17 protein-coding genes are annotated in these 17,071 nt (G+C 63.7%); 3 read left to right on the top strand and 14 right to left on the bottom strand.

Annotated features, from left to right (window positions below; translation table 11 throughout):
• Positions 1-125: 125 nt before the first annotated feature.
• From gspD to gspG, 5 genes are read right to left on the bottom strand one after another with little or no spacing between them, the layout of a single operon-like run.
• Positions 126-2,504 carry a type II secretion system secretin GspD gene (gene gspD / locus ACY4LX_RS15895; protein ID WP_463260498.1) on the bottom strand — a complete coding sequence of 793 codons (2,379 nt, stop codon included), beginning with the start codon at positions 2,502-2,504 and terminating at the stop codon, positions 126-128.
• On the bottom strand, positions 2,501-3,025 hold the full coding sequence (gspM, locus tag ACY4LX_RS15890; protein ID WP_463260497.1) for a type II secretion system protein GspM: 525 nt from the start codon (positions 3,023-3,025) through the stop codon (positions 2,501-2,503). Before gspM ends, gspD begins: the two co-directional genes overlap by 4 nt.
• Positions 3,018-4,184: a type II secretion system protein GspL gene (gspL, locus tag ACY4LX_RS15885; protein ID WP_463260496.1), complete on the bottom strand. Its 1,167-nt coding sequence runs from the start codon at positions 4,182-4,184 to the stop codon at positions 3,018-3,020. The genes gspM and gspL overlap by 8 nt, the downstream gene beginning before the upstream one ends.
• The gene (gene gspK / locus ACY4LX_RS15880; RefSeq protein WP_463260495.1) at positions 4,181-5,158 is read right to left on the bottom strand and encodes a type II secretion system minor pseudopilin GspK; all 978 of its coding nucleotides are present in this window, start codon (positions 5,156-5,158) and stop codon (positions 4,181-4,183) included. The genes gspL and gspK overlap by 4 nt, the downstream gene beginning before the upstream one ends.
• A gap of 8 nt (positions 5,159-5,166) precedes the next feature.
• Positions 5,167-5,625: a type II secretion system major pseudopilin GspG gene (gene gspG, locus ACY4LX_RS15875; protein ID WP_149658230.1), complete on the bottom strand. Its 459-nt coding sequence runs from the start codon at positions 5,623-5,625 to the stop codon at positions 5,167-5,169.
• Positions 5,626-5,772: 147 nt separating this feature from the next.
• Here gspG and gspI point away from each other — a divergent pair, with 147 nt between their 5' ends.
• Complete coding sequence (gene gspI, locus ACY4LX_RS15870; RefSeq protein ID WP_149658231.1) at positions 5,773-6,153, top strand: type II secretion system minor pseudopilin GspI; 381 nt, start codon at positions 5,773-5,775, stop codon at positions 6,151-6,153.
• A gap of 1 nt (position 6,154) precedes the next feature.
• Here the strand turns inward: gspI and ACY4LX_RS15865 are convergent, their stop codons facing one another.
• Positions 6,155-6,586 carry a type II secretion system protein N gene (locus tag ACY4LX_RS15865; RefSeq protein WP_463260494.1) on the bottom strand — a complete coding sequence of 144 codons (432 nt, stop codon included), beginning with the start codon at positions 6,584-6,586 and terminating at the stop codon, positions 6,155-6,157.
• A 120-nt stretch (positions 6,587-6,706) separates the two neighbouring features.
• On the opposite strand from ACY4LX_RS15865, the gene ACY4LX_RS15860 reads away from it, so the two are divergent.
• Together ACY4LX_RS15860 and ACY4LX_RS15855 are read left to right on the top strand one after the other, a co-directional pair.
• Positions 6,707-7,147 carry a prepilin-type N-terminal cleavage/methylation domain-containing protein gene (locus tag ACY4LX_RS15860; protein ID WP_463260493.1) on the top strand — a complete coding sequence of 147 codons (441 nt, stop codon included), beginning with the start codon at positions 6,707-6,709 and terminating at the stop codon, positions 7,145-7,147.
• The gene (locus tag ACY4LX_RS15855) at positions 7,144-7,752 is read left to right on the top strand and encodes a prepilin-type N-terminal cleavage/methylation domain-containing protein (protein ID WP_463260492.1); all 609 of its coding nucleotides are present in this window, start codon (positions 7,144-7,146) and stop codon (positions 7,750-7,752) included. Before ACY4LX_RS15860 ends, ACY4LX_RS15855 begins: the two co-directional genes overlap by 4 nt.
• 100 nt (positions 7,753-7,852) lie before the next feature.
• Here the strand turns inward: ACY4LX_RS15855 and ACY4LX_RS15850 are convergent, their stop codons facing one another.
• The 8 genes from ACY4LX_RS15850 to ACY4LX_RS15815 form a co-directional block, all read right to left on the bottom strand.
• Positions 7,853-8,833, bottom strand: coding sequence for a LysR family transcriptional regulator (locus tag ACY4LX_RS15850; protein WP_149658235.1), 981 nt, complete (start codon positions 8,831-8,833; stop codon positions 7,853-7,855).
• A gap of 1,481 nt (positions 8,834-10,314) precedes the next feature.
• Positions 10,315-11,235 (bottom strand): peptidylprolyl isomerase, encoded by a 921-nt coding sequence (locus ACY4LX_RS15845; RefSeq protein WP_463260491.1) that lies wholly within the window; start codon positions 11,233-11,235, stop codon positions 10,315-10,317.
• Entirely contained in the window at positions 11,232-11,711 is a 480-nt protein-coding gene (locus tag ACY4LX_RS15840) for a YbjN domain-containing protein (protein ID WP_463260490.1), read from the bottom strand. The genes ACY4LX_RS15845 and ACY4LX_RS15840 overlap by 4 nt, the downstream gene beginning before the upstream one ends.
• Positions 11,712-11,728: 17 nt before the next feature.
• Positions 11,729-12,358, bottom strand: coding sequence for a DNA repair protein (locus ACY4LX_RS15835; RefSeq protein WP_149658238.1), 630 nt, complete (start codon positions 12,356-12,358; stop codon positions 11,729-11,731).
• Between the two features lie 17 nt (positions 12,359-12,375).
• Complete coding sequence (locus ACY4LX_RS15830) at positions 12,376-14,076, bottom strand: putative porin (RefSeq protein ID WP_463260489.1); 1,701 nt, start codon at positions 14,074-14,076, stop codon at positions 12,376-12,378.
• A 40-nt stretch (positions 14,077-14,116) separates the two neighbouring features.
• A complete protein-coding gene (locus tag ACY4LX_RS15825) occupies positions 14,117-14,821 on the bottom strand; it encodes an energy transducer TonB family protein (protein ID WP_463260488.1) in 705 nt (234 codons plus the stop codon).
• Between the two features lie 2 nt (positions 14,822-14,823).
• Positions 14,824-15,249 (bottom strand): ExbD/TolR family protein, encoded by a 426-nt coding sequence (locus ACY4LX_RS15820; RefSeq protein WP_149658241.1) that lies wholly within the window; start codon positions 15,247-15,249, stop codon positions 14,824-14,826.
• An 11-nt stretch (positions 15,250-15,260) separates the two neighbouring features.
• Complete coding sequence (locus ACY4LX_RS15815) at positions 15,261-17,060, bottom strand: DUF2341 domain-containing protein (protein WP_463260487.1); 1,800 nt, start codon at positions 17,058-17,060, stop codon at positions 15,261-15,263.
• Positions 17,061-17,071 lie beyond the last annotated feature (11 nt).

Here is a 17,071-nt window from a genome sequence, read left to right as displayed (position 1 = left end):
GCGAAGCGGCCCCAAATCCCGCCCCCCCATTTCTCCTGATACACCGCAGGCATGGGTATTGCGGCTGCTGCGCAGCCGAACGGGGGCAAGCCCCCTCGCCACATAAAGTCCCTTCACCACGGGGATCATTGCACTGTCCCTGCGCCAGTCGGCACCGCCCGAATCGTCGCCCTTGGTTGTGTACTCACCGCCGGCACGCCTTGGGCCGCCGCTGGTAATTGCGGCGCTTGCATGTCCGGCATCGCCCAGCTGCGTTCCGGTTGCAGCCCGCCCTGGGCGCGGCGCATGAAGTCGTAGCGGTTGAGGGTGATGGCGCGCCCGGCGCCGCTGTCGCGAATGATGTACGGGCGCAGGAACACCATCAGGTTGGTCTTGGTGGTCGCCCGGCGTTCGTTGCGAAACAGCGCGCCCAGCCCCGGGATGCTCGACAGCCACGGCACCGCGTCATTGCTCTGGCTGTAACCGTCTTGCAGCAAGCCGCCGAGGACCATGATCTGCCCGTCATCGAGCAGGATGCTGGTGTCGATCGCCCGTTTGTTAGTGACGATGCCCGCGGCGGTCACGCTGTTGGAGGCGCGCTCGTCGATGCTGCTGACTTCCTGATAGATATCGAGCTTGACCGTGCCGCCCTCGGAAATTTGCGGGCGCACGTTGAGCTTCAAGCCGACCTCTTCCCGGGTCACGGTCTGGAACGGGTTGTTGCTGGTGCCGCCGCCACCGGTCACGTAACTGCCGCTGACAAACGGAATGGTCTGGCCGACGAAAATGCTCGCCGCTTCGTTGTCCAGGGTCAGCAGGTTCGGCGTCGACAGCACATTGGTGCCGCCCTTGCTCTTGAGCGCATGGGCCAGCACTTTCAAGTCCATGACCTTGCCGATGCCGGGGATGTCGACGGTGCCATTGAGGAAGCCGACGCTCAAGCCCGCGGGCAACACGTCGACGCTGGTCTTGCCGCCGGCCTTGAAGCCGCTGCCCCCCAGGTTCGCCCCACCAATCACCCCGTTGCCGGCCAGGTTGCCGGTCTGCCACTGCACGCCAAATTCATTGGCATCGTCTTCGCCGACTTCGACGATCAGGCTTTCGATCACCACTTGGGCGCGGCGCTGGTCGAGCATGTCGATGACTTCCCGCAGGTTGCGGTACAGCGGGTCCGGCGCGGAAATCAGCAAGGTGTTGGTGGTCGCGTCCGCCTGGATGGTCACGCCGCCAGCACTGAAAGCGACACTCTGGTCGGCCTGCTGAGCACCGCTTTGAGTGCCCGAACTGCTGGCGCCCTGGGCGTAACCGTTGCCCCCGCTGGTGCTGGTGCCGGAGGTCGAGGTCTGGCTGGTGTTGCCCTGGCTCTGGCCGTTCTGCCCACCACTGGCATTGCCGCCGCCCATGGCACTGAGCACCGAACGCGCGGAGTCGCTGCCGCCGCTGTCGCTTTCCCCGGTGAGCAAACCGCGCAGGGCCTGGGCCAGTTTCGCCGCCTGGGCATTGCGCAGGTACACCACGTGCAGGTTGCTCGGGTTGCTTTGGGCGTTGTCGAGTTTGTAGATCAGGTTGCGCGCCAGCTCCGTGCGCTCCGGGCTGCCGGCGCGAATGATGATCGCGTTGGAGCGCGGGTCGCCGATCACCGAGATTTTCTGGGTCGGGTCGTTGCCCGGTTGTTCCAGCAGTTCCGAGACCATGCCGGCGATGTCCACCGCGATGCCGTTCTGGATCTGCACCACATCGGTGTCGATGGCGCTCGGGGTGTCGATGCCTTCGATGATCTGCGCCACCCGCGTCAGGTTCTCGGCGTAGTCGGTGATCACGATGGTGTTGTTGCCGGGGTAGGCGTTGATCGGGTTGTTCGGCGAGACGATCGGGCGCAGCACCGGGATCAGGTTCACCGCGTTTTCATATTGCAGGCGAAAGGTGCGGGTGAGCATGCCGTTGCCGGCCGGTTTGTCGGCTCTGTAGATCGGCCCGCCGAGTAATTTGGCATCGGCCTCCGGCACCACCTGGGCGACGCCGCCGACATCGACCACGCTGAAGCCCTGCATGCGCAAGGCCGCCAGCAGCATGTCATAGGCCTGACGGGCCGGGACCTGGCCTTCGGACACGAGGGTCAGGTTGCCCTTGACCCGAGGGTCGACCAGAAACTGCTGCCCGGTGGAACGGGACAATGCCCGCACCACGGCTTGAATGTCGGCCTCGACGAAGTTCAGGGTGACCGGCTGATCCCCCAGCGGATTGCCCGGCAGCGTACTCCCGCGACTGGCCGCGCCGCTGCGGCCAGGATTGGAGATTTTGTGCTGCGGGCGCGGTTGCTGTTCGATCTGCGTCTGGGCCCGCTGCCGATCCACCAGCGCATCACCGCTGCGCTGGGTGTTGGCCAGGGGTCGGCCGAGCTCACTGTCCACCAGCAAGGGCGGCGGATTCGGTCCGGTATTGCTGCACGCTCCCAACGCCAGCAACAGAAACGGCGCGGCGCTGCGGGCCGACTTGCGTACATAGTTGGAACCTGACCACTTCATGAAGCTTCCTTAGCGCCCAGCGCCTGATCCATGCGAACGGTTCCCGACAGAGTGCCTGCCGTGTCATCGGTCGTGGCCTCGCCTGAACGCTGCAAACGAGCCTCGACCACTTCAAGAGAAAACTGCCTCGGGTTGCCCACCAGCCAACCGATCACCGCATCGGCCGGGGCGTCTTCGAACGTCAACTGCCAGCCCGCGTCCAGTGCCTGCAACTGGTAGCGCCCGGCCAGGCCCCCGGCATCGAGCGCCTGGTGCAGAGACTGTTCCAGGCTCTGCCCGGCCGGCGCCGTGGCGACTTCGCGCAGCAACTGCTCCAGCGCTTCGTTCTGCGAGCGCAGCTTGGGGGTCTCGACCTGCCAGGCCTCGATTTTTTTCAGCGGCGGCTGGATCAGCAGCAGCCAGGTCAACAGGCCGCCGAGTACCAGCGCCGTGCCCGCGACCATGCGTTTTTCCCGCAGGGCCAGGGCTTGCCAAAACACCTGTGAACGAGCACGGAACAGCCTCAGCGATTGCTTATTCATCGTCGGCTCCAGTGCGGGTGTCATCTTCACTGGCGGTTGATTCGGTGGCCGGACTCAACGTCCAACCCTGATCAGTCGCGTTGACCGCAATGCCAGCCTGGGTCAGTGCGGTTTGCCAGGTCTTGTCGGACGTGTTGCGCCGCGCATCCTCCAGCAGCGTCAGTTGCAGCTCGCCGTTTTCGAACACCAGGCTTTGTACGCTGCCGGTCATGAACGGCATGCCGCTGCCCGCTTGCAGGACCAGGCTGGCGAAACGCTGGGTGGCGTCGGTCGCCGCATTGGCCTGGCGCGCGGTCAGTTGCTGGCGAGCCTGTTGCAGCGGGTTGAGAATCACCGGCAACTCGGGAAACGCCTGTTTCACCCGCTGCGTCATCTGCGCCTTCAGCTGTTGCCCCTGCGCCGCTTCACGGGCGGCGTACAGGTTCAGACCCAGAACCCAGACCGCCAGCGCCACCGCGCAAAACGCCGCCGCCCTGCCCCAACCCGCTTGACTGGTGCTGCGTTGCTGCACACCGCCGTGCAGGCCCCAACCGGGCAACGGGCCGGTCCAGCGTTGCGTCTCGGGCAAACGGTTGGCCATTCCTTCCGGTGCTGCGCCCCCAAGCCACTGCAAACCGCTGCTGGCTTCCAGCAACAGATCGCTCAGGGCTTCGTCGAAATGCGGATGCACCACGGCATGCTCCAGGCTATGGCGCACCAGCAAATGCTCTTCGTAGAGCCCCGCGCTGTTGACCGGCAACCCATAGGCGGCCGGGTACACCCCGCGCAGGGTCAAGCGCGCCAGGCGCAGCAACTGGCCGAATTCGTTCAACCATTGCCGCGACAACCAGGCGATATGCACCCGGCCCTGGGCATCACGCGGGCTGTGGGCGATGTGCATCTGCTCGCAGGCACCAAGGATCAGCGACTGCGCCGCGCACTGCACCGCCGCCGCGGTTTTCGCCGGAGGCAGCAGCGGCAGCTCGATACTCGCCAGCAGGCTGTCCCGGGGATGCAGGAAAAACGCGATGGCCGGGGTTTTACTGTTGCCGCCCAATTGCAGCAACGTGCTCTGCCCCTCGGCCGTGACCTGACCCTGGCGATCCGTCCGGGTGAAGGTCACGACGCTGTCGAGGGTCAATTGCGCCAAGGGCGGCAAGGCAACGCGCAACTGGCTCATACGCCCACCCGCGACCAGATCACCTGGGGCAAACGGTCTTCGGTTCGGCGCAACAACGCGTCGAGGCTGACCCGCTGACGGTCGCTGCGCGCCTGGCCACGCAGCCGGAACCAGTCGCTGGTGATGCCGACCTTGATCGTCGTCAACTCCAGTTCAGGCATGCGCAGGCGATTGACGAAGTCTCCGCGATTGATAAACCACTGCCCGCCATCGCGCTCGGCGACCAGGGCCTGGGCCCGTTCGATCGACAGCCCCGGCACATACGCCGCCAACACCTGGGCGCTGGCGGTGTTGCCGTTGAGCCAGGTGTTGGCCGGCAGAATGGTGATAAAGGGGCTGATCTTGGCCAGCAGCGTCTCGGTAACGCCCTCGACACCGCGCAAATCCTCGACGCTGCGCAACATCGGGCGCTTGGCCGCTTCGGGTTTGCGCACGGCAGTCGGTGAAGTGCTGCGACCGCTGTTGAGGCCGCTGCTGGCCGGGGCTTTGTCGGCCAATCCGGGATTGAGTAAGCGCGGATACGCCGCGATGACCCGTTGGCTGATGCGCTGGCTCAAGGTCGAGTTGACCCCGATCAGTTCGCACAAACGCTGGAAGTTGCGCAGTTGCTCGTCATCGATCCGTTCGTTGGCGATCAGGTTGCGCAGGTTGAACTTGCCTTGCTCGTCTTCCAGGTGGCCGTCGAAGGTGCGGGTCGCCAAGCGCGTGATGATCGGTTGGGCCCAGGGCTGATCCCGTCGGGTCAGCGGATCACGCTGGCGCGCGTCCCGCAGCAACTGGCGGCTGATTTCGATCCCGCCATTGAGCACCCAGGCGCCCTGGACCCGCGCCTGCTCGGCTTCCAGGCTGCGGGTGAACACGGTCTGGCGCGTCAGCATGCCCCCGGCGATCACCGCCACCACCGCCGCGATCAGCAAGGCGCTGATGATCGCCATGCCGCGCTGCTTCGCTGCTGTCAGCGAATAGGCTTTCATGACCGGCCTTACAGCTGCCAGGAGCCGATATCGGCATTCACGCCGTCGCCATCAGGCTGGCCGTCGGCGCCGAGGGAAAAGATGTCGACTTCACCGTTGGCGCCCGGATTCAAGTAGTTGTAAGGCCGGCCCCACGGGTCATTCGGCAGGCGTTCCAGGTACGAGCGCCAATTGCTGTTTTTCGCGTCCGCCGGACGCTCCACCAGCACCTTCAGGCCCTGGGTCATGTTCGGGTAAGTGCCATGATCGAGGCGATACAGCTTGAGCGCCTGCATCAAGCCGCCAATGTCCTGTTTGGCGGCGGTGGCCCGAGCCTGATCCGGACGGTCCAGAACCTTGGGCACCACCATGGCGGCGAGAATCCCGAGGATGACCACCACGACCATGATCTCGATCAGGGTGAAACCGCCCTGCCCATGATGTCGACGGCGGCTGGTTCTGGAGGCTTTGCAGTGCGCGATATCCATCTCGTCATTCCCTGGCTTGATTCGATTCGACGCGCAGTGTTGCAAGAAGATATGTCAGTGACGTTGAAAATCCTCGGGAGCTTTGGTCGTCAAGCGGTCAAGCCCGGGGGCTTAGCCTCGACGCTCTCCCATCTGCCCGAGTGCCCGATGCGCCGCCCTCCCCGACAAGCCGGTTTTACCCTGATCGAAGTGCTGGTGGCCCTGGCGATCATTGCCGTGGCGATGTCCGCCGCCGTGCGCGTGGCCGGGCTGATGACCCAGAGCAACGGCCTGCTGCGCGACCGCTCGATTGCCTTGCTGGCGGCGCAGAGTCGCCTCGCCGAGCTACGCCTTGAGGGGCGCTTGCCTTCGGGAATGCGGGCGGTTGAGTGTGATCAAGGGCGATTGTTGCTGCGCTGCGAACAGGTTATCGGCAGTGCGCAGAATGGGCGGTTGTTGCAGGTCGGGTTGCAGGTGTTCGATCGCAGCCGCGAAGCGCCGCCGTTGGCGCGGCTCGATACCTTGTTGAGCCGGCCAGGGGGGAAATGATCTATCGCTTCAGCAAATCCGGCAAAAACGGCGAATCGGGCAATTTGCTGAGTTCTATGCGGTTTTTCTCTGCGCCCCGCTCGATCACCACCGCATCCCCTTCGATGGCGACGACTTTGACCCCATGACTGAGGCTTTCCCCGACCAGAAAACTGCGCGGTGCCCCGCCATTGAGGGTCAGGATCGCCACCGCCCCGCGACGGCCGGCCATCACGCCGCTGACCTTGATTTCGACCGCTGCCGGCTGGTTGGAAAACCACTGCAACGCCGGGTTATCGCTGCGGGCCGCGAGCTGTTGCGGGGCGATGTCCGGGGTCCGCGACTCGGCGGAGGTCAGCAGCAACGATGACCAGGTGACGACGCCAGCCAACGCAGCGAGCAAGGCGATCGATTGAACCAGTTGCGGCGCGCTGAACCGTTCGGTGAATGACATGGGCTGAATCTCCTTTTAGTCCCTGCCCCGAGCCTACAGCGCAATGTTCACGTTTTTATTTCACACACTCATCATCTTCACCGTGCACGATGAAAATCGACGCAAAGGAGCGCGCAGCGGATGGATGGCTTCAAACAACACGGCTTTACCCTGATCGAGTTGATGGTGGTGCTGGTGATCATCGGCATCGCCAGCGCGGCGATCAGTCTGAGCATCAAGTCCGACCCGCTGCACCTGTTGCGCAAGGATGCCGCGCGCGTGGCGCAGTTGCTGCAAGTGGCCCAGGCCGAAGCCCGGGCCGATGGGCGGCCGATTACCTGGCGCGCGGATGCCAGGGGTTTTCGCTTCAGTCGGCGCAATGACAGCGGCCAGGGGTTTGATCACTTCAGCAATGATCCGCAGCTAAAGCCCCGGCCTTGGGAGACGCCAGGAATGCAGGTGCGGCAAAAAATCGTGCTGAACGCCGAGTGGATCAACCCGCCGTTGCAACTGACCTTGTCTGATGGCCTCAACAGCATCGCCGTGCAACGCAGCGCCACCGGCCAGGTGAGCGTGCAATGAAAGCCCAACAAGGTTTTACCCTGATCGAAGTGATGGTCGCGATCATGCTGATGGCGGTGGTCAGCCTGATTGCCTGGCGCGGGCTCGACAGCGTGACCCGCGCCGATGCGCACTTGCAGGCCAGCACCGAGCAGACGCAGGTGCTGCTGCGGGCGCTGAACCAGATGGAGCGGGACGTCGCATTGCGCGCCGGCATCGAGCTGGCGGAACCGGTGCGGCCGGGCAACGAAGATGAACCGGTCAACGCCCCGCCCGTGCTGACCGTGCGCAGCTCTGAAGGCAAAGGCTTTCGCCTGGATGTGATTCGCGCGTCCGCCGATGGCAACGGTGAGGTGCAACGGGTGCGCTGGTGGCTCAAGGGCGACGTGCTGTACCGGGCGATTGCCCCGGCGCGCAGCCAATACCCGTTGCCTGCACCGACGGATGGGGTGGCGGTGCTGAATGACGTCAGCGACGCCACGTTGCGCATCTGGGAAATGGACAAGGGTTGGCGCAAGTTGAGCGGCAATCGCAAGGAAAACCCCATGGGCCTGGAGATCAGCCTGACCCGCAAGACACCGCAAGGGGTGGAGAAATATCGGCAGGTGATGGGGCCGCTGGATTGACATGCCCCCTGTAGGAGCAAGGCTTGCCCGCGATAGCGATCTCACGGACGCCATCGCGGGCAAGCCTTGCTCCTACGGGTCGATGCGCGACGGGATGGATTTACGTCTCAAACCACTCCCGCCGCTCGGCGAAGGTGTTGCGGATCAGTTGCGCCAGCATCTGCACTTCGGTCACGTGCGCGGACTCGGCATTCACCGCCAGCCACACCTGATGTTGCATCGGCTCGCTGAACAACCCCGGCAACGCGACGAGGCTGCGATCGTAGCGGCTCATGTAACCGGGCAGCAGGCCGATGCAGGCGCTGCAGCGGATCATGTCCAGCATCAGCTCGTAGGATTGCAACTTCACCACCCCGGCCAGGCGTTGTTCCACCAGCTCGTTCCAGGGCCGGAAGCTGTCGATCTGCAGATCGTGCTGACGTTGCACCAACATGAAGTCCGCCAGGTCATCGACGCTGGCCGGCCGGGCCGTGACCCGGGAATAACGCTTGGCGATGTGCGGCAGGTAGGTCAGTTGGGCGAGGTGCTGCGGCTCATGGGTCACGAACGTCGGCCCCGGTTCCGGCGACACCCCGGCGGCCAGCCACAGCACCACATCGGCGCTGATGGTTTGCAGGGCGAGTTCGCTGTCCAGGGAGATGATTTCCAGGCGGATGCTGGCGTTGCGACGCAGCAGCGACACCAGGTCGCGGCCGAGGATGTCATGCAGCAGCGACTCGGCTACGGCGAGGCGGATGGAGCGCTGTTCGACCACTGGTAACTTGCGTTCGTGCGCCAGCGCGGCCAATTGTGCGTGCAACTGCTGGCCTTCGCGGCTGAGGGTCAGGGCACTGCCCTGGAAGCTGAACAGTGACCGCTGCAAGCGCTCCTCCAGTTGCGCCAGTTGTTTGCGCAGCAGGGTCGCCCGCACATTGAGGCTGCGCGCCGCCTGCATGAAACAGCCGCACCGGGCACTGACCATGAAGTATTGCGCCACCTCATCCTCGATCCCGGCGGCCAGTGCCAGCCAGGATTCAGTTTGATGCGTCGGCGCGCGGTAATCGTTAGCGCCCTGGCGTGCTGCGGTTTCTGTGAATGACATCGATGACTCCCTGTCGATCTTTGTGTGATTGCGTTTCCACTGTAGGAGCGAGGCTTGCCCGCGAAAGCGTCGGTCCGGCCAGCATCTCTACTGAATGTGATGGCCTCTTCGCGGGCAAGCCTTGCTCCTACATTGGATTGGTGTGTTCACCCTTTCTGTGACCCTCCACGAACCCTGTAGGAGCGAGGCTTGCCCGCGAAAGCGTCGGTTCAGCCAACATCTCCACCGAATGTGATGGCCTCTTCGCGGGCAAGCCTCGCTCCTACATTGGATTGGTGTGTTCACCCTTTCTGTGACCCTCCACGAACCCTGTAGGAGCGAGGCTTGCCCGCGAAGGCGTCGGTTCAGCCAACATCTCCACCGAATGTGATGGCCTCTTCGCGGGCAAGCCTCGCTCCTACATTGGATTGGTGTGTTCACCCTTTCTGTGACCCTCCACGAACCCTGTAGGAGCGAGGCTTGCCCGCGAAGGCGTCGGTTCAGCCAACATCTCCACCGAATGTGATGGCCTCTTCGCGGGCAAGCCTCGCTCCTACATTGGATCGGTGTGTTCACCCTTTCTGTGACCCTCCACGAACCCTGTAGGAGCGGTGTGTTCACCCTTTCTGTGTCCCTCCTCGATCCCTGTAGGAGCGAGGCTTGCCCGCGAAAGCGTCGGTCCGGCCAGCATCTCTACTGAATGTGATGGCCTCTTCGCGGGCAAGCCTCGCTCCTACATTGGATTGGTGTGTTCACCCTTTCTGTGTCCCTCCTCGATCCCTGTAGGAGCGAGGCTTGCCCGCGAAGGCGTCGGTCCGGCCAGCATCTCTACTGAATGTGATGGCCTCTTCGCGGGCAAGCCTCGCTCCTACATTGGATTGGTGTGTTCACCCTTTCTGTGTCCCTCCACGATCCCTGTAGGAGCGAGGCTTGCCCGCGAAGGCGTCGGTCCGGCCAGCATCTCTACTGAATGTGATGGCCTCTTCGCGGGCAAGCCTCGCTCCTACATTGGATCGGTGTGTTCACCCTTTCTGTGACCCTCCACGAACCCTGTAGGAGCGAGGCTTGCCCGCGAAGGCGTCGGTCCGGCCAGCATCTCTACTGAATGTGATGGCCTCTTCGCGGGCAAGCCTCGCTCCTACATTGGATTGGTGTGTTCACCCTTTCTGTGTCCCTCCACGATCCCTGTAGGAGCGAGGCTTGCCCGCGAAGGCGTCGGTCCGGCCAGCATCTCTACTGAATGTGATGGCCTCTTCGCGGGCAAGCCTCGCTCCTACATTGGATCGGTGTGTTCACCCTTTCTGTGACCCTCCACGAACCCTGTAGGAGCGAGGCTTGCCCGCGAAGGCGTCGGTCCGGCCAGCATCTCTACTGAATGTGATGGCCTCTTCGCGGGCAAGCCTTGCTCCTACATTGGATTGGTGTTGTTCACCCTTTCTCTATACGCGATTCCTGTAGGAGCAAGGCTTGCCCGCGATGGCGGCCCGGCCAGCACCGCGTATCTAAAGCTTCTCCTCCAGCACTGTGTTCAGCACCGCGCCGTCGATGCTCAGCGTCGCGGTGTTGAGCATGCCTTCCAGGTAGGCCTTGGCGATCTGTTCCTGACGCTGGGCGCGCAGGGCCTGGGTCAAACGCTCACGCAGTTCGTCCAAGGTCGCAACGCGGGCCGGTTGTTGTTCGGTGAGTTTGATCACATGGAAACCCGCCGCACTTTGCACCGGGTCGGACACGGCGCCGACCTTGAGTCGCGACACCGCGCCGCGCACCTCGGGCACCAATTGCTGCAAGGGTTGCAGCCCGGTATCACTGACGCCGCCCGGCCCCGCCAACGCCGCAAATTCCCCCGGTGCGGCCTGGGCTTTTTTGCTCAGGTCCAGCGCCTGTTTGCGCACGCTTTCAAGGTTCTGCGGATCATTCACCGCCAGGAAAATCTGGCTGACCCGGTACATCACCGGCATCACCCACTCCGACTTGCCCGCCTCGTACGCCTGCTGCAACTCGGCGGCACTCGGGTAATCCGCCGGCACCTGGCTGACCGACTGCAAATAGTCACGAAAGACAATCTGCTCGGTGGCCGCGCGCGTCTGTTGTTCCACCTCCGGGCGCTGCCGCCAGCCCTGGGCGTCGGCCTGTTCGAGCACCGCTTTTTCCGCCAACCGCGAGCGAATCCAGCTTTCCAATGCCCCGCGATTACCGCGCAGTTGCTCGCGAACCTCAGGCGCCACGGTGGCGAGCAATGCCTTCAACTCATCGGGGCTGACCCGTTGATTGCCCAGCCGCGCCACGGCGGCCCCCTCCCCACTCACCGATGGTGCCGGCTGAGGAGCCGCCACCGGGTCATTCCCCGGTCGCAGCCCCAACGCAACAGCCACCACCAGCACAGTCAGCGCACCGACGCCGACCACTGCCGTTCGTTTTTTCACAGGGCTGGAACCTCTTGCGCCGGGGTCTCGGTGGTTTCAGCCTGGGCCTGCAATTGCGCAGCGTTCTGGCGGTATTCACGCAGGTAAACGATAAATTCCTGCAACAGGCGATCCCACAATTCCAGGTTGCCCTTCAGGTGATCGGCGCTGACACCGGCGGCCACCACCACGTCCATTTCCATCACCAGGAACTCGCCCTGCACCGACAACCGGGCAAAGCGGCGCGACGCGTTCCACAGTTCCGCCAACCCGGCCGGCAACTCACCCTGCACGCGCAAGGCGCAGCTGAAGGTGAAATCGACGTAGTTGCCCGCCTCCGGCGCCACGTTGCCGAACCGCACGGCGTAGCCGATGCCCTGGCTGGCGCTGAGCAGTTGCACGATGCCGTTCTGTTCGGTCTGGTTGACCCGGTAACCGGCGGCTTGCAGCACGTCAGTCAGGGATTGTGGCGAGACGTGGCTGATCAATTGAGTCATGTGGTTCATCCTTGGGTTTAGTGAGCGAGCGCCGCTTGAGGCGCGTCGTATTGCGTCTTGTAGAGTTCGTCGCCGAAGCCCTGGGCCAGTTCTTCGAACTTGACCCGGGCGCTGCCGGCGAACGGTTGGCGAATCTTCATCACCTCGGCGACGTCGATTTTTTCGTAGGCCGCAAGCATCTCCTTGGCCACGCCGTACATCTGCTGATTCTTGACTGAACATTGCTGCACTTGTGTGTCACGTTCAGCCAATTGCGTCTGGAGCTTGGACCGTTCTGCCTCTTTAGCCCGGGCCATCACCAGCAACTCCTCATACGCTTTCTTGAACTTGCCGGTCTGCTCGCTGCTGGCCGCCACTTGCGCCTGGGCCTGGCTTTGCAGGCTGCTTTGCTGGCCGGCCAGTTGTTCGGCGAGACCTTTGGCCTTGGCCAGTTCGGCGGTCAGTTGCTTGATCTGCGCCTGGGCCGCTTTCGCCTCGCCCTGGGCCGCCAGTTGCGCGGCGCTGGCCTGGGCCTGTTGGCTCTGCAGGGTTTGCAGTTGCTGGGTGGTGCTGCGCAACTGAGTGCGCAAGCGCTCTTCCATGCCTTCGGCGCTCGCGCCCTGGGCGATCAGCAACCCCAGGGTCAGCAGCGCAAATAGTGATTTCATGAAGCTCTCCCGGCGCCCTAGAAGCGCGTGTTGATTTCAAGCTGCAAGACATCGATATCGAACGGCGCGCCGTACACCGCTTCGGAACTCAACCAGCGACCGGTGGCGTAGACGTTCTTGGCCAGGCCATAGTTGCCACCGAGGAAGTAGCCCTTGGCGTTGGTCCCGCCCAGGTGAAACGAAGAATCGTTGAAGCCGTCGGGCAAGGCGTCCGGTTCGATGTATTTGTAGCCGGCAAAGAAATTCCAGTCGCCCTGCTTCTTCAACTCCAACGCGCTGCCGAGGGTGAATTGCACCAGCCACGCATCGGCGCCGCTTTCGATGTTGCCGCTGCTGTCGAGGTTGTTGACGATCTGCCCGGCCGAACGCTTGCGCATCTCGCCTTCGTCGTAGCCGAGGTTGTGGATGTAGTTGCCCTGGCTGCGCAACTTGAAGTCCTGTGGCAGGTCGGCGTCCCACACCAGGTTCAGGTCCAGCAGGTTGAATTCCGAGGCCAGGCCGACGAATTGCGGCTGTAGCGTGGCGACCGGGTTGAGCGGGTTCGGGGTGATGTCGCGCAGCAGGAACACGCTGTTGCCCTTCTGCATGAAGGCCGAGCGGCTGCCGTCGGTGTCGCAACCCGGCGCACCGGCCCAGGGTTCGCACGGGCTGGAGCGTTGGCCTTCGATGTCGTCGAAGCGGTAATAAGCCAGGGCGCCCTTGAGCCGGTTGTCGCTGTTGATCGCCCACTTGGCGCCGATCTGCGCGCCGTACAGCCACTTGTTGTCGCTGTCTTCCTTGTCCAGGCCATTACTGCTGCTGGTGTCGTTGGTGTACTCCACCGGGAACGCGCCGACGGTGCCGAACACGCCCCAGTCGCGGCTGAGCTTGTGGTCGAAAATCGCCGCAATGCCGTCGAAGTTCAGGTCGTTGGAATACAGCATGTCGGTGGAGAAAAACGGGTTGGCGATGCGTCCGCCGGTCAACGTCACGTCCTGCGTCGCCTGCCAGGTCAGGTAACCCTGATCGAGCCAGATGTCTTTCTTGCCGAAGCCGCCGCCCAGGGTTTGCGTGGTCGACACCGGGTTGTTGTCCGAGCCGGTGGCGATGCGGATGCCGGCGGTCCAGTCCGGCGCCAGCACCGCTTTCATGCCCAGCCGTGCGCGCAGGCGGAACAGGTTCTCGCGGTCTTCGCGGGTGTTGAGCAACGGCGGCAGGTTGCTGCTGCTGTTGGGGTTCACGTCATACGGACCGTTGTTGTTGAGCTTGGCGAAGTCGACGATTTCGTTGCTGTTGGTGCCGGAGTAGTAACGCGATTCGTCCCGCAGGCGAATGTCGCCGTCGAAGCTGATGCGCGAGACCCAGTCCGGGAAGGTGTTGGGCTGAGCCCAGTTTTCCTGCTTGGCGGTGGCCATGACCTCGGCCTTGACCTGGTCGCGGATCTGATCCCGCACGGCGGCCGGTACGTATTGCACCCGCACATCCCCTGGCGCCGCGACGGGACCGGCCGCCACCACCGCCGGCGTACTTGCCGCCTGCCGGGCCTGGGCCGCTTCATTCTGGGCCTGGGCGATCAGCGCGTCGGCCTTGTCCTGCTTCAAAATGCCCTGCTCCACCAGCAAGCGGATCAGATTGATCGTGGCGTTTTCCGAGGGCGCAGGGGCTGCCGCCGCGTGCCCGACCAGGGTCGCAATGACCATGCCGACCGCCAGGGACAATCGATTCACGTTGGAAATCATCTGCACACAACTCCTTTTTGCAAACTTTCAAGTAAGGGGGTTAACCCGGACGCCGCCCTTGCAGGGACAGGCGCACAGGTAAAGTCATGGAGGCCGGTGGCCGTTCGCTCAGGTGCGGCGCGTTGCGCAGGGCCGCGAGTACTTGGGTGTCGATCTCGGGTTTGCCGCTGGACTTGACCAGCTCGACCCGGGTGATTTCGCCGACGCTGCTCAGCCACACATCGGCCTGCAGCGAAAACGCCAGGTTGCGCAGGTCCGGGGTCTCCCGCAGCAAGCGCTGGAAGGTGAAGGCCAGAAACTGGCTGTAGGTGCCATTGCCCACGCGTCCGCCACCGGCCCCGGCCATGCCGCCGCCCTTGCCCGCGCCGATGTTGAAACCGTCGTTGCCGGACTGCGCATCGCCGTCCATTTGCATCGGGTTGGCCAAATCATCCGCCGGGGATGGCGGCGCCTCTTCTTCCGGCTTGACCTCTTCGGGCTCGGGTGTCGGTTCGGGCTCGACCATTTTTTCTTCGACCGGCGTCTGCGGCTCTGGGGGTTTTTCCGGTGGCGGAGGTGGCGGTGGCGGCAACGGAATGATCGTCGGCACCTTCGGCGCTTCCCGGCGGATGCCGCTCATGTCGTTGGCCCACTGCCACAGGAACCACGCCGCGACGGCGCCGAGCAGCAGCCCGGCGCCCCACTTGATGAAACGCACGGCCGACGGCTTCACCGGCAACGGTTTGAAGGACTGTTGTGCGGTCATGGTCAGCCCTGGCTCGGTTTGCCGGTGACGAGACCGACCTGGGACAGTTCCAGACGCCGCAACAGGTCCAGCACCTCGATGACTTTCTGGTACTGCACCTGGGCGTCGCCGCGCACGATCACCGGGAAGTCCGGGCTCTGAGCCTTCTCGATGCGCAGGCGATCTTCCAGCTCAGCCAACGTCACCGGGTAGGCATCGAGAAACACCTGGCCGCCATCGTTGACCGATATCGCCTTGGTCTTGGCTTCGGACAACGACACCGAGGCGCTGGCCTTGGGCAGGTTGATCTGGATACCCGAGACCTGGGCGGTGGCGGTGAGGATGAACATCACTAGCACCACCATCAGCACGTCCACCAGCGGCGTGATGTTGATCGTGTCCACCGCTGCATCGTCTTCGTCGTCGTGGGAGGCATTTACGGAAGCCATTTTTTTGCTCCTCAGGCCGGGACGGACGCGTTGGTGTGGTTGCCACGGCGATGGGCCGCTTCACTGAACTGGCTCTCGCCGTGCATCTCCGCCAGGCGGGTGATGAACTCATCGACGAACACGCGCATGTCGGCGCTGACTTCCTTGTTGCGGGTGATCAGGCGGTTGTAGCCGAACAGCGCCGGGATCGCGACGAACAGGCCCATGGCCGTGGCGAGCAACGCGGCGGCCATGCCGGGGGCGATGGCGTTGATATTCACGTCACCGGCCATCGCCGTGCCGAGGAACACCACCATGATCCCCAGCACGGTGCCGAGCAGGCCGATGTAAGGGCCGCCGGCAATCGCATTGGACAGGGTCGAGAGTTTCGAGCTGAGGGCCTGGTTCTCGCGGGTGCGCACGCCGTCCATGGAGCAGCGGATCGCTTCGATGGTTGCGGCGGACACCGACGAGGTATCGGCGCCCTGCTCGCGGCGGGTGCGGATTTCTTTCACGGCGACCAGGTACAAACGCCACAGCGAGGAATGCTGCAAGCGCTGAGCGAGTTCCTGGTCGTCGGCGAACATTTCCAGGCGTGTGCCGACCTTGGCGAACTGCTCGCGAAAGCCTTCGTTGGCGGCGCTGACGCGGCTGACCATGCGGTTCTTGCGGATCATGATCACCCACGACTGGAACATCATCAGCACCAGCACGGCGATGATTACCCAAGCGTCCAGCGGCACGGCGTTAAGCAGGAAACCGAGGCTGCCGAAGCCGTACCCGGACTGTTCTTCATCGACGCCGTAGGCCACCAGTTTCGATTCGGCGCCTTGAGAGTTGGCGTCGGCCAGCAGCAGTGCGGCTGGACGGGCGACCTTGGACAAGCGCAGTTCATCCATCGCGCCAGCGAACGGCAAGTAGGCGCTGGCAGACAGGTCGGCGCCGATGGCCATGACCGAGTTGAACGCCGGCATCGCCACCGGGAGGCTCGCGGTTTCGCGACCGTTGACGTACAGCGCGATTTTGCTGCCTTCAGCGCTCAGTGCCAGGTGCTGCCATTGGCCGGGATTCAGCGGTTGCGTTGATACCGCACGTTGACCGTCGACTTCTACAAACGGCATGCCCTGGTTCAACCCCAGCAGCAGGCTGTTGGCGCCTTCACGTCGGGCGAGAACCAGTTGCTCGCCATTGGCCTGATCCAGTCTCAACCAGGCACTGAAGGTGAACGCGCTGCCGGCGTTGTGTTGCAGCGATGGACTGCCCGGCAGCAGCAGCGGTTGGCCGCTGAACTGCAAGGCGCGGCCGATCACGCCGTCGATGCTCGCGCCGGTGGCGCTCTGCGCCGTGTTGCCGTAGGCCGTGGTGTCCCTGGCTGGCAAGCCGTTGGCGCCGTCGAAGTGGTAGAGCGCGGTGTAATTCGGGTCGAACGTCAGTTGGCCGTTGCCGGTGGCCGGGGCTTTCTGGTTGCCGTAGTACATCCAGATGTCCTGGCGCTGCCCGCCCTCGACTTTCGGCACATCGACCCAGATCAGCGCCATGCCCATCAGCGGGTCGAAGCTTTCGATCTGGTGGTTGAGCACGGTCTTGTCATCGGCGGCGACGAAGCGCAGGTCCGAGCCGTCCTCCTTGACCCCGTCAAAAGTGAAATTGCCGGTGTGCAGGCGCACCAGCAGCGCCGTGCGGCCCAGGGTTTCGTTGATCGCCGCGCCTTGCGGCGTGGTGTCCACGGCAATCTGCTTGCGGTAATGCCAGTCGTCCTGCCACCAGGCCTGGGCGGTGGCCGGGAGCACGAAGCCCAGGCAGATCAGGAAAGCGATGAATAAGCGCTGCATGAAAATGCTCC

Source organism: Pseudomonas sp. Emmai, assembly GCF_055179735.1.
Note: the sequence above shows the minus strand (reverse complement) of the source record. Positions and strands in the feature narration are given on the sequence as shown.

Bases quoted from the DNA above. Each gene is read 5' to 3' on its own strand.
- gspL (WP_463260496.1), bottom strand. From the start codon at position 4,184: ATGAGCCAGTTGCGCGTTGCCTTGCCGCCCTTGGCGCAATTGACCCTC.
- ACY4LX_RS15850 (WP_149658235.1), bottom strand. From the start codon at position 8,833: ATGTCATTCACAGAAACCGCAGCACGCCAGGGCGCTAACGATTACCGC.
- ACY4LX_RS15815 (WP_463260487.1), bottom strand. From the start codon at position 17,060: ATGCAGCGCTTATTCATCGCTTTCCTGATCTGCCTGGGCTTCGTGCTC.
- ACY4LX_RS15865 (WP_463260494.1), bottom strand. From the start codon at position 6,586: ATGTCATTCACCGAACGGTTCAGCGCGCCGCAACTGGTTCAATCGATC.
- gspM (WP_463260497.1), bottom strand. From the start codon at position 3,025: ATGAATAAGCAATCGCTGAGGCTGTTCCGTGCTCGTTCACAGGTGTTT.
- ACY4LX_RS15825 (WP_463260488.1), bottom strand. From the start codon at position 14,821: ATGACCGCACAACAGTCCTTCAAACCGTTGCCGGTGAAGCCGTCGGCC.
- ACY4LX_RS15820 (WP_149658241.1), bottom strand. From the start codon at position 15,249: ATGGCTTCCGTAAATGCCTCCCACGACGACGAAGACGATGCAGCGGTG.
- ACY4LX_RS15855 (WP_463260492.1), top strand. From the start codon at position 7,144: ATGAAAGCCCAACAAGGTTTTACCCTGATCGAAGTGATGGTCGCGATC.
- gspG (WP_149658230.1), bottom strand. From the start codon at position 5,625: ATGGATATCGCGCACTGCAAAGCCTCCAGAACCAGCCGCCGTCGACAT.
- gspD (WP_463260498.1), bottom strand. From the start codon at position 2,504: ATGAAGTGGTCAGGTTCCAACTATGTACGCAAGTCGGCCCGCAGCGCC.
- ACY4LX_RS15830 (WP_463260489.1), bottom strand. From the start codon at position 14,076: ATGATTTCCAACGTGAATCGATTGTCCCTGGCGGTCGGCATGGTCATT.
- ACY4LX_RS15860 (WP_463260493.1), top strand. From the start codon at position 6,707: ATGGATGGCTTCAAACAACACGGCTTTACCCTGATCGAGTTGATGGTG.
- gspK (WP_463260495.1), bottom strand. From the start codon at position 5,158: ATGAAAGCCTATTCGCTGACAGCAGCGAAGCAGCGCGGCATGGCGATC.
- gspI (WP_149658231.1), top strand. From the start codon at position 5,773: ATGCGCCGCCCTCCCCGACAAGCCGGTTTTACCCTGATCGAAGTGCTG.
- ACY4LX_RS15840 (WP_463260490.1), bottom strand. From the start codon at position 11,711: ATGACTCAATTGATCAGCCACGTCTCGCCACAATCCCTGACTGACGTG.
- ACY4LX_RS15835 (WP_149658238.1), bottom strand. From the start codon at position 12,358: ATGAAATCACTATTTGCGCTGCTGACCCTGGGGTTGCTGATCGCCCAG.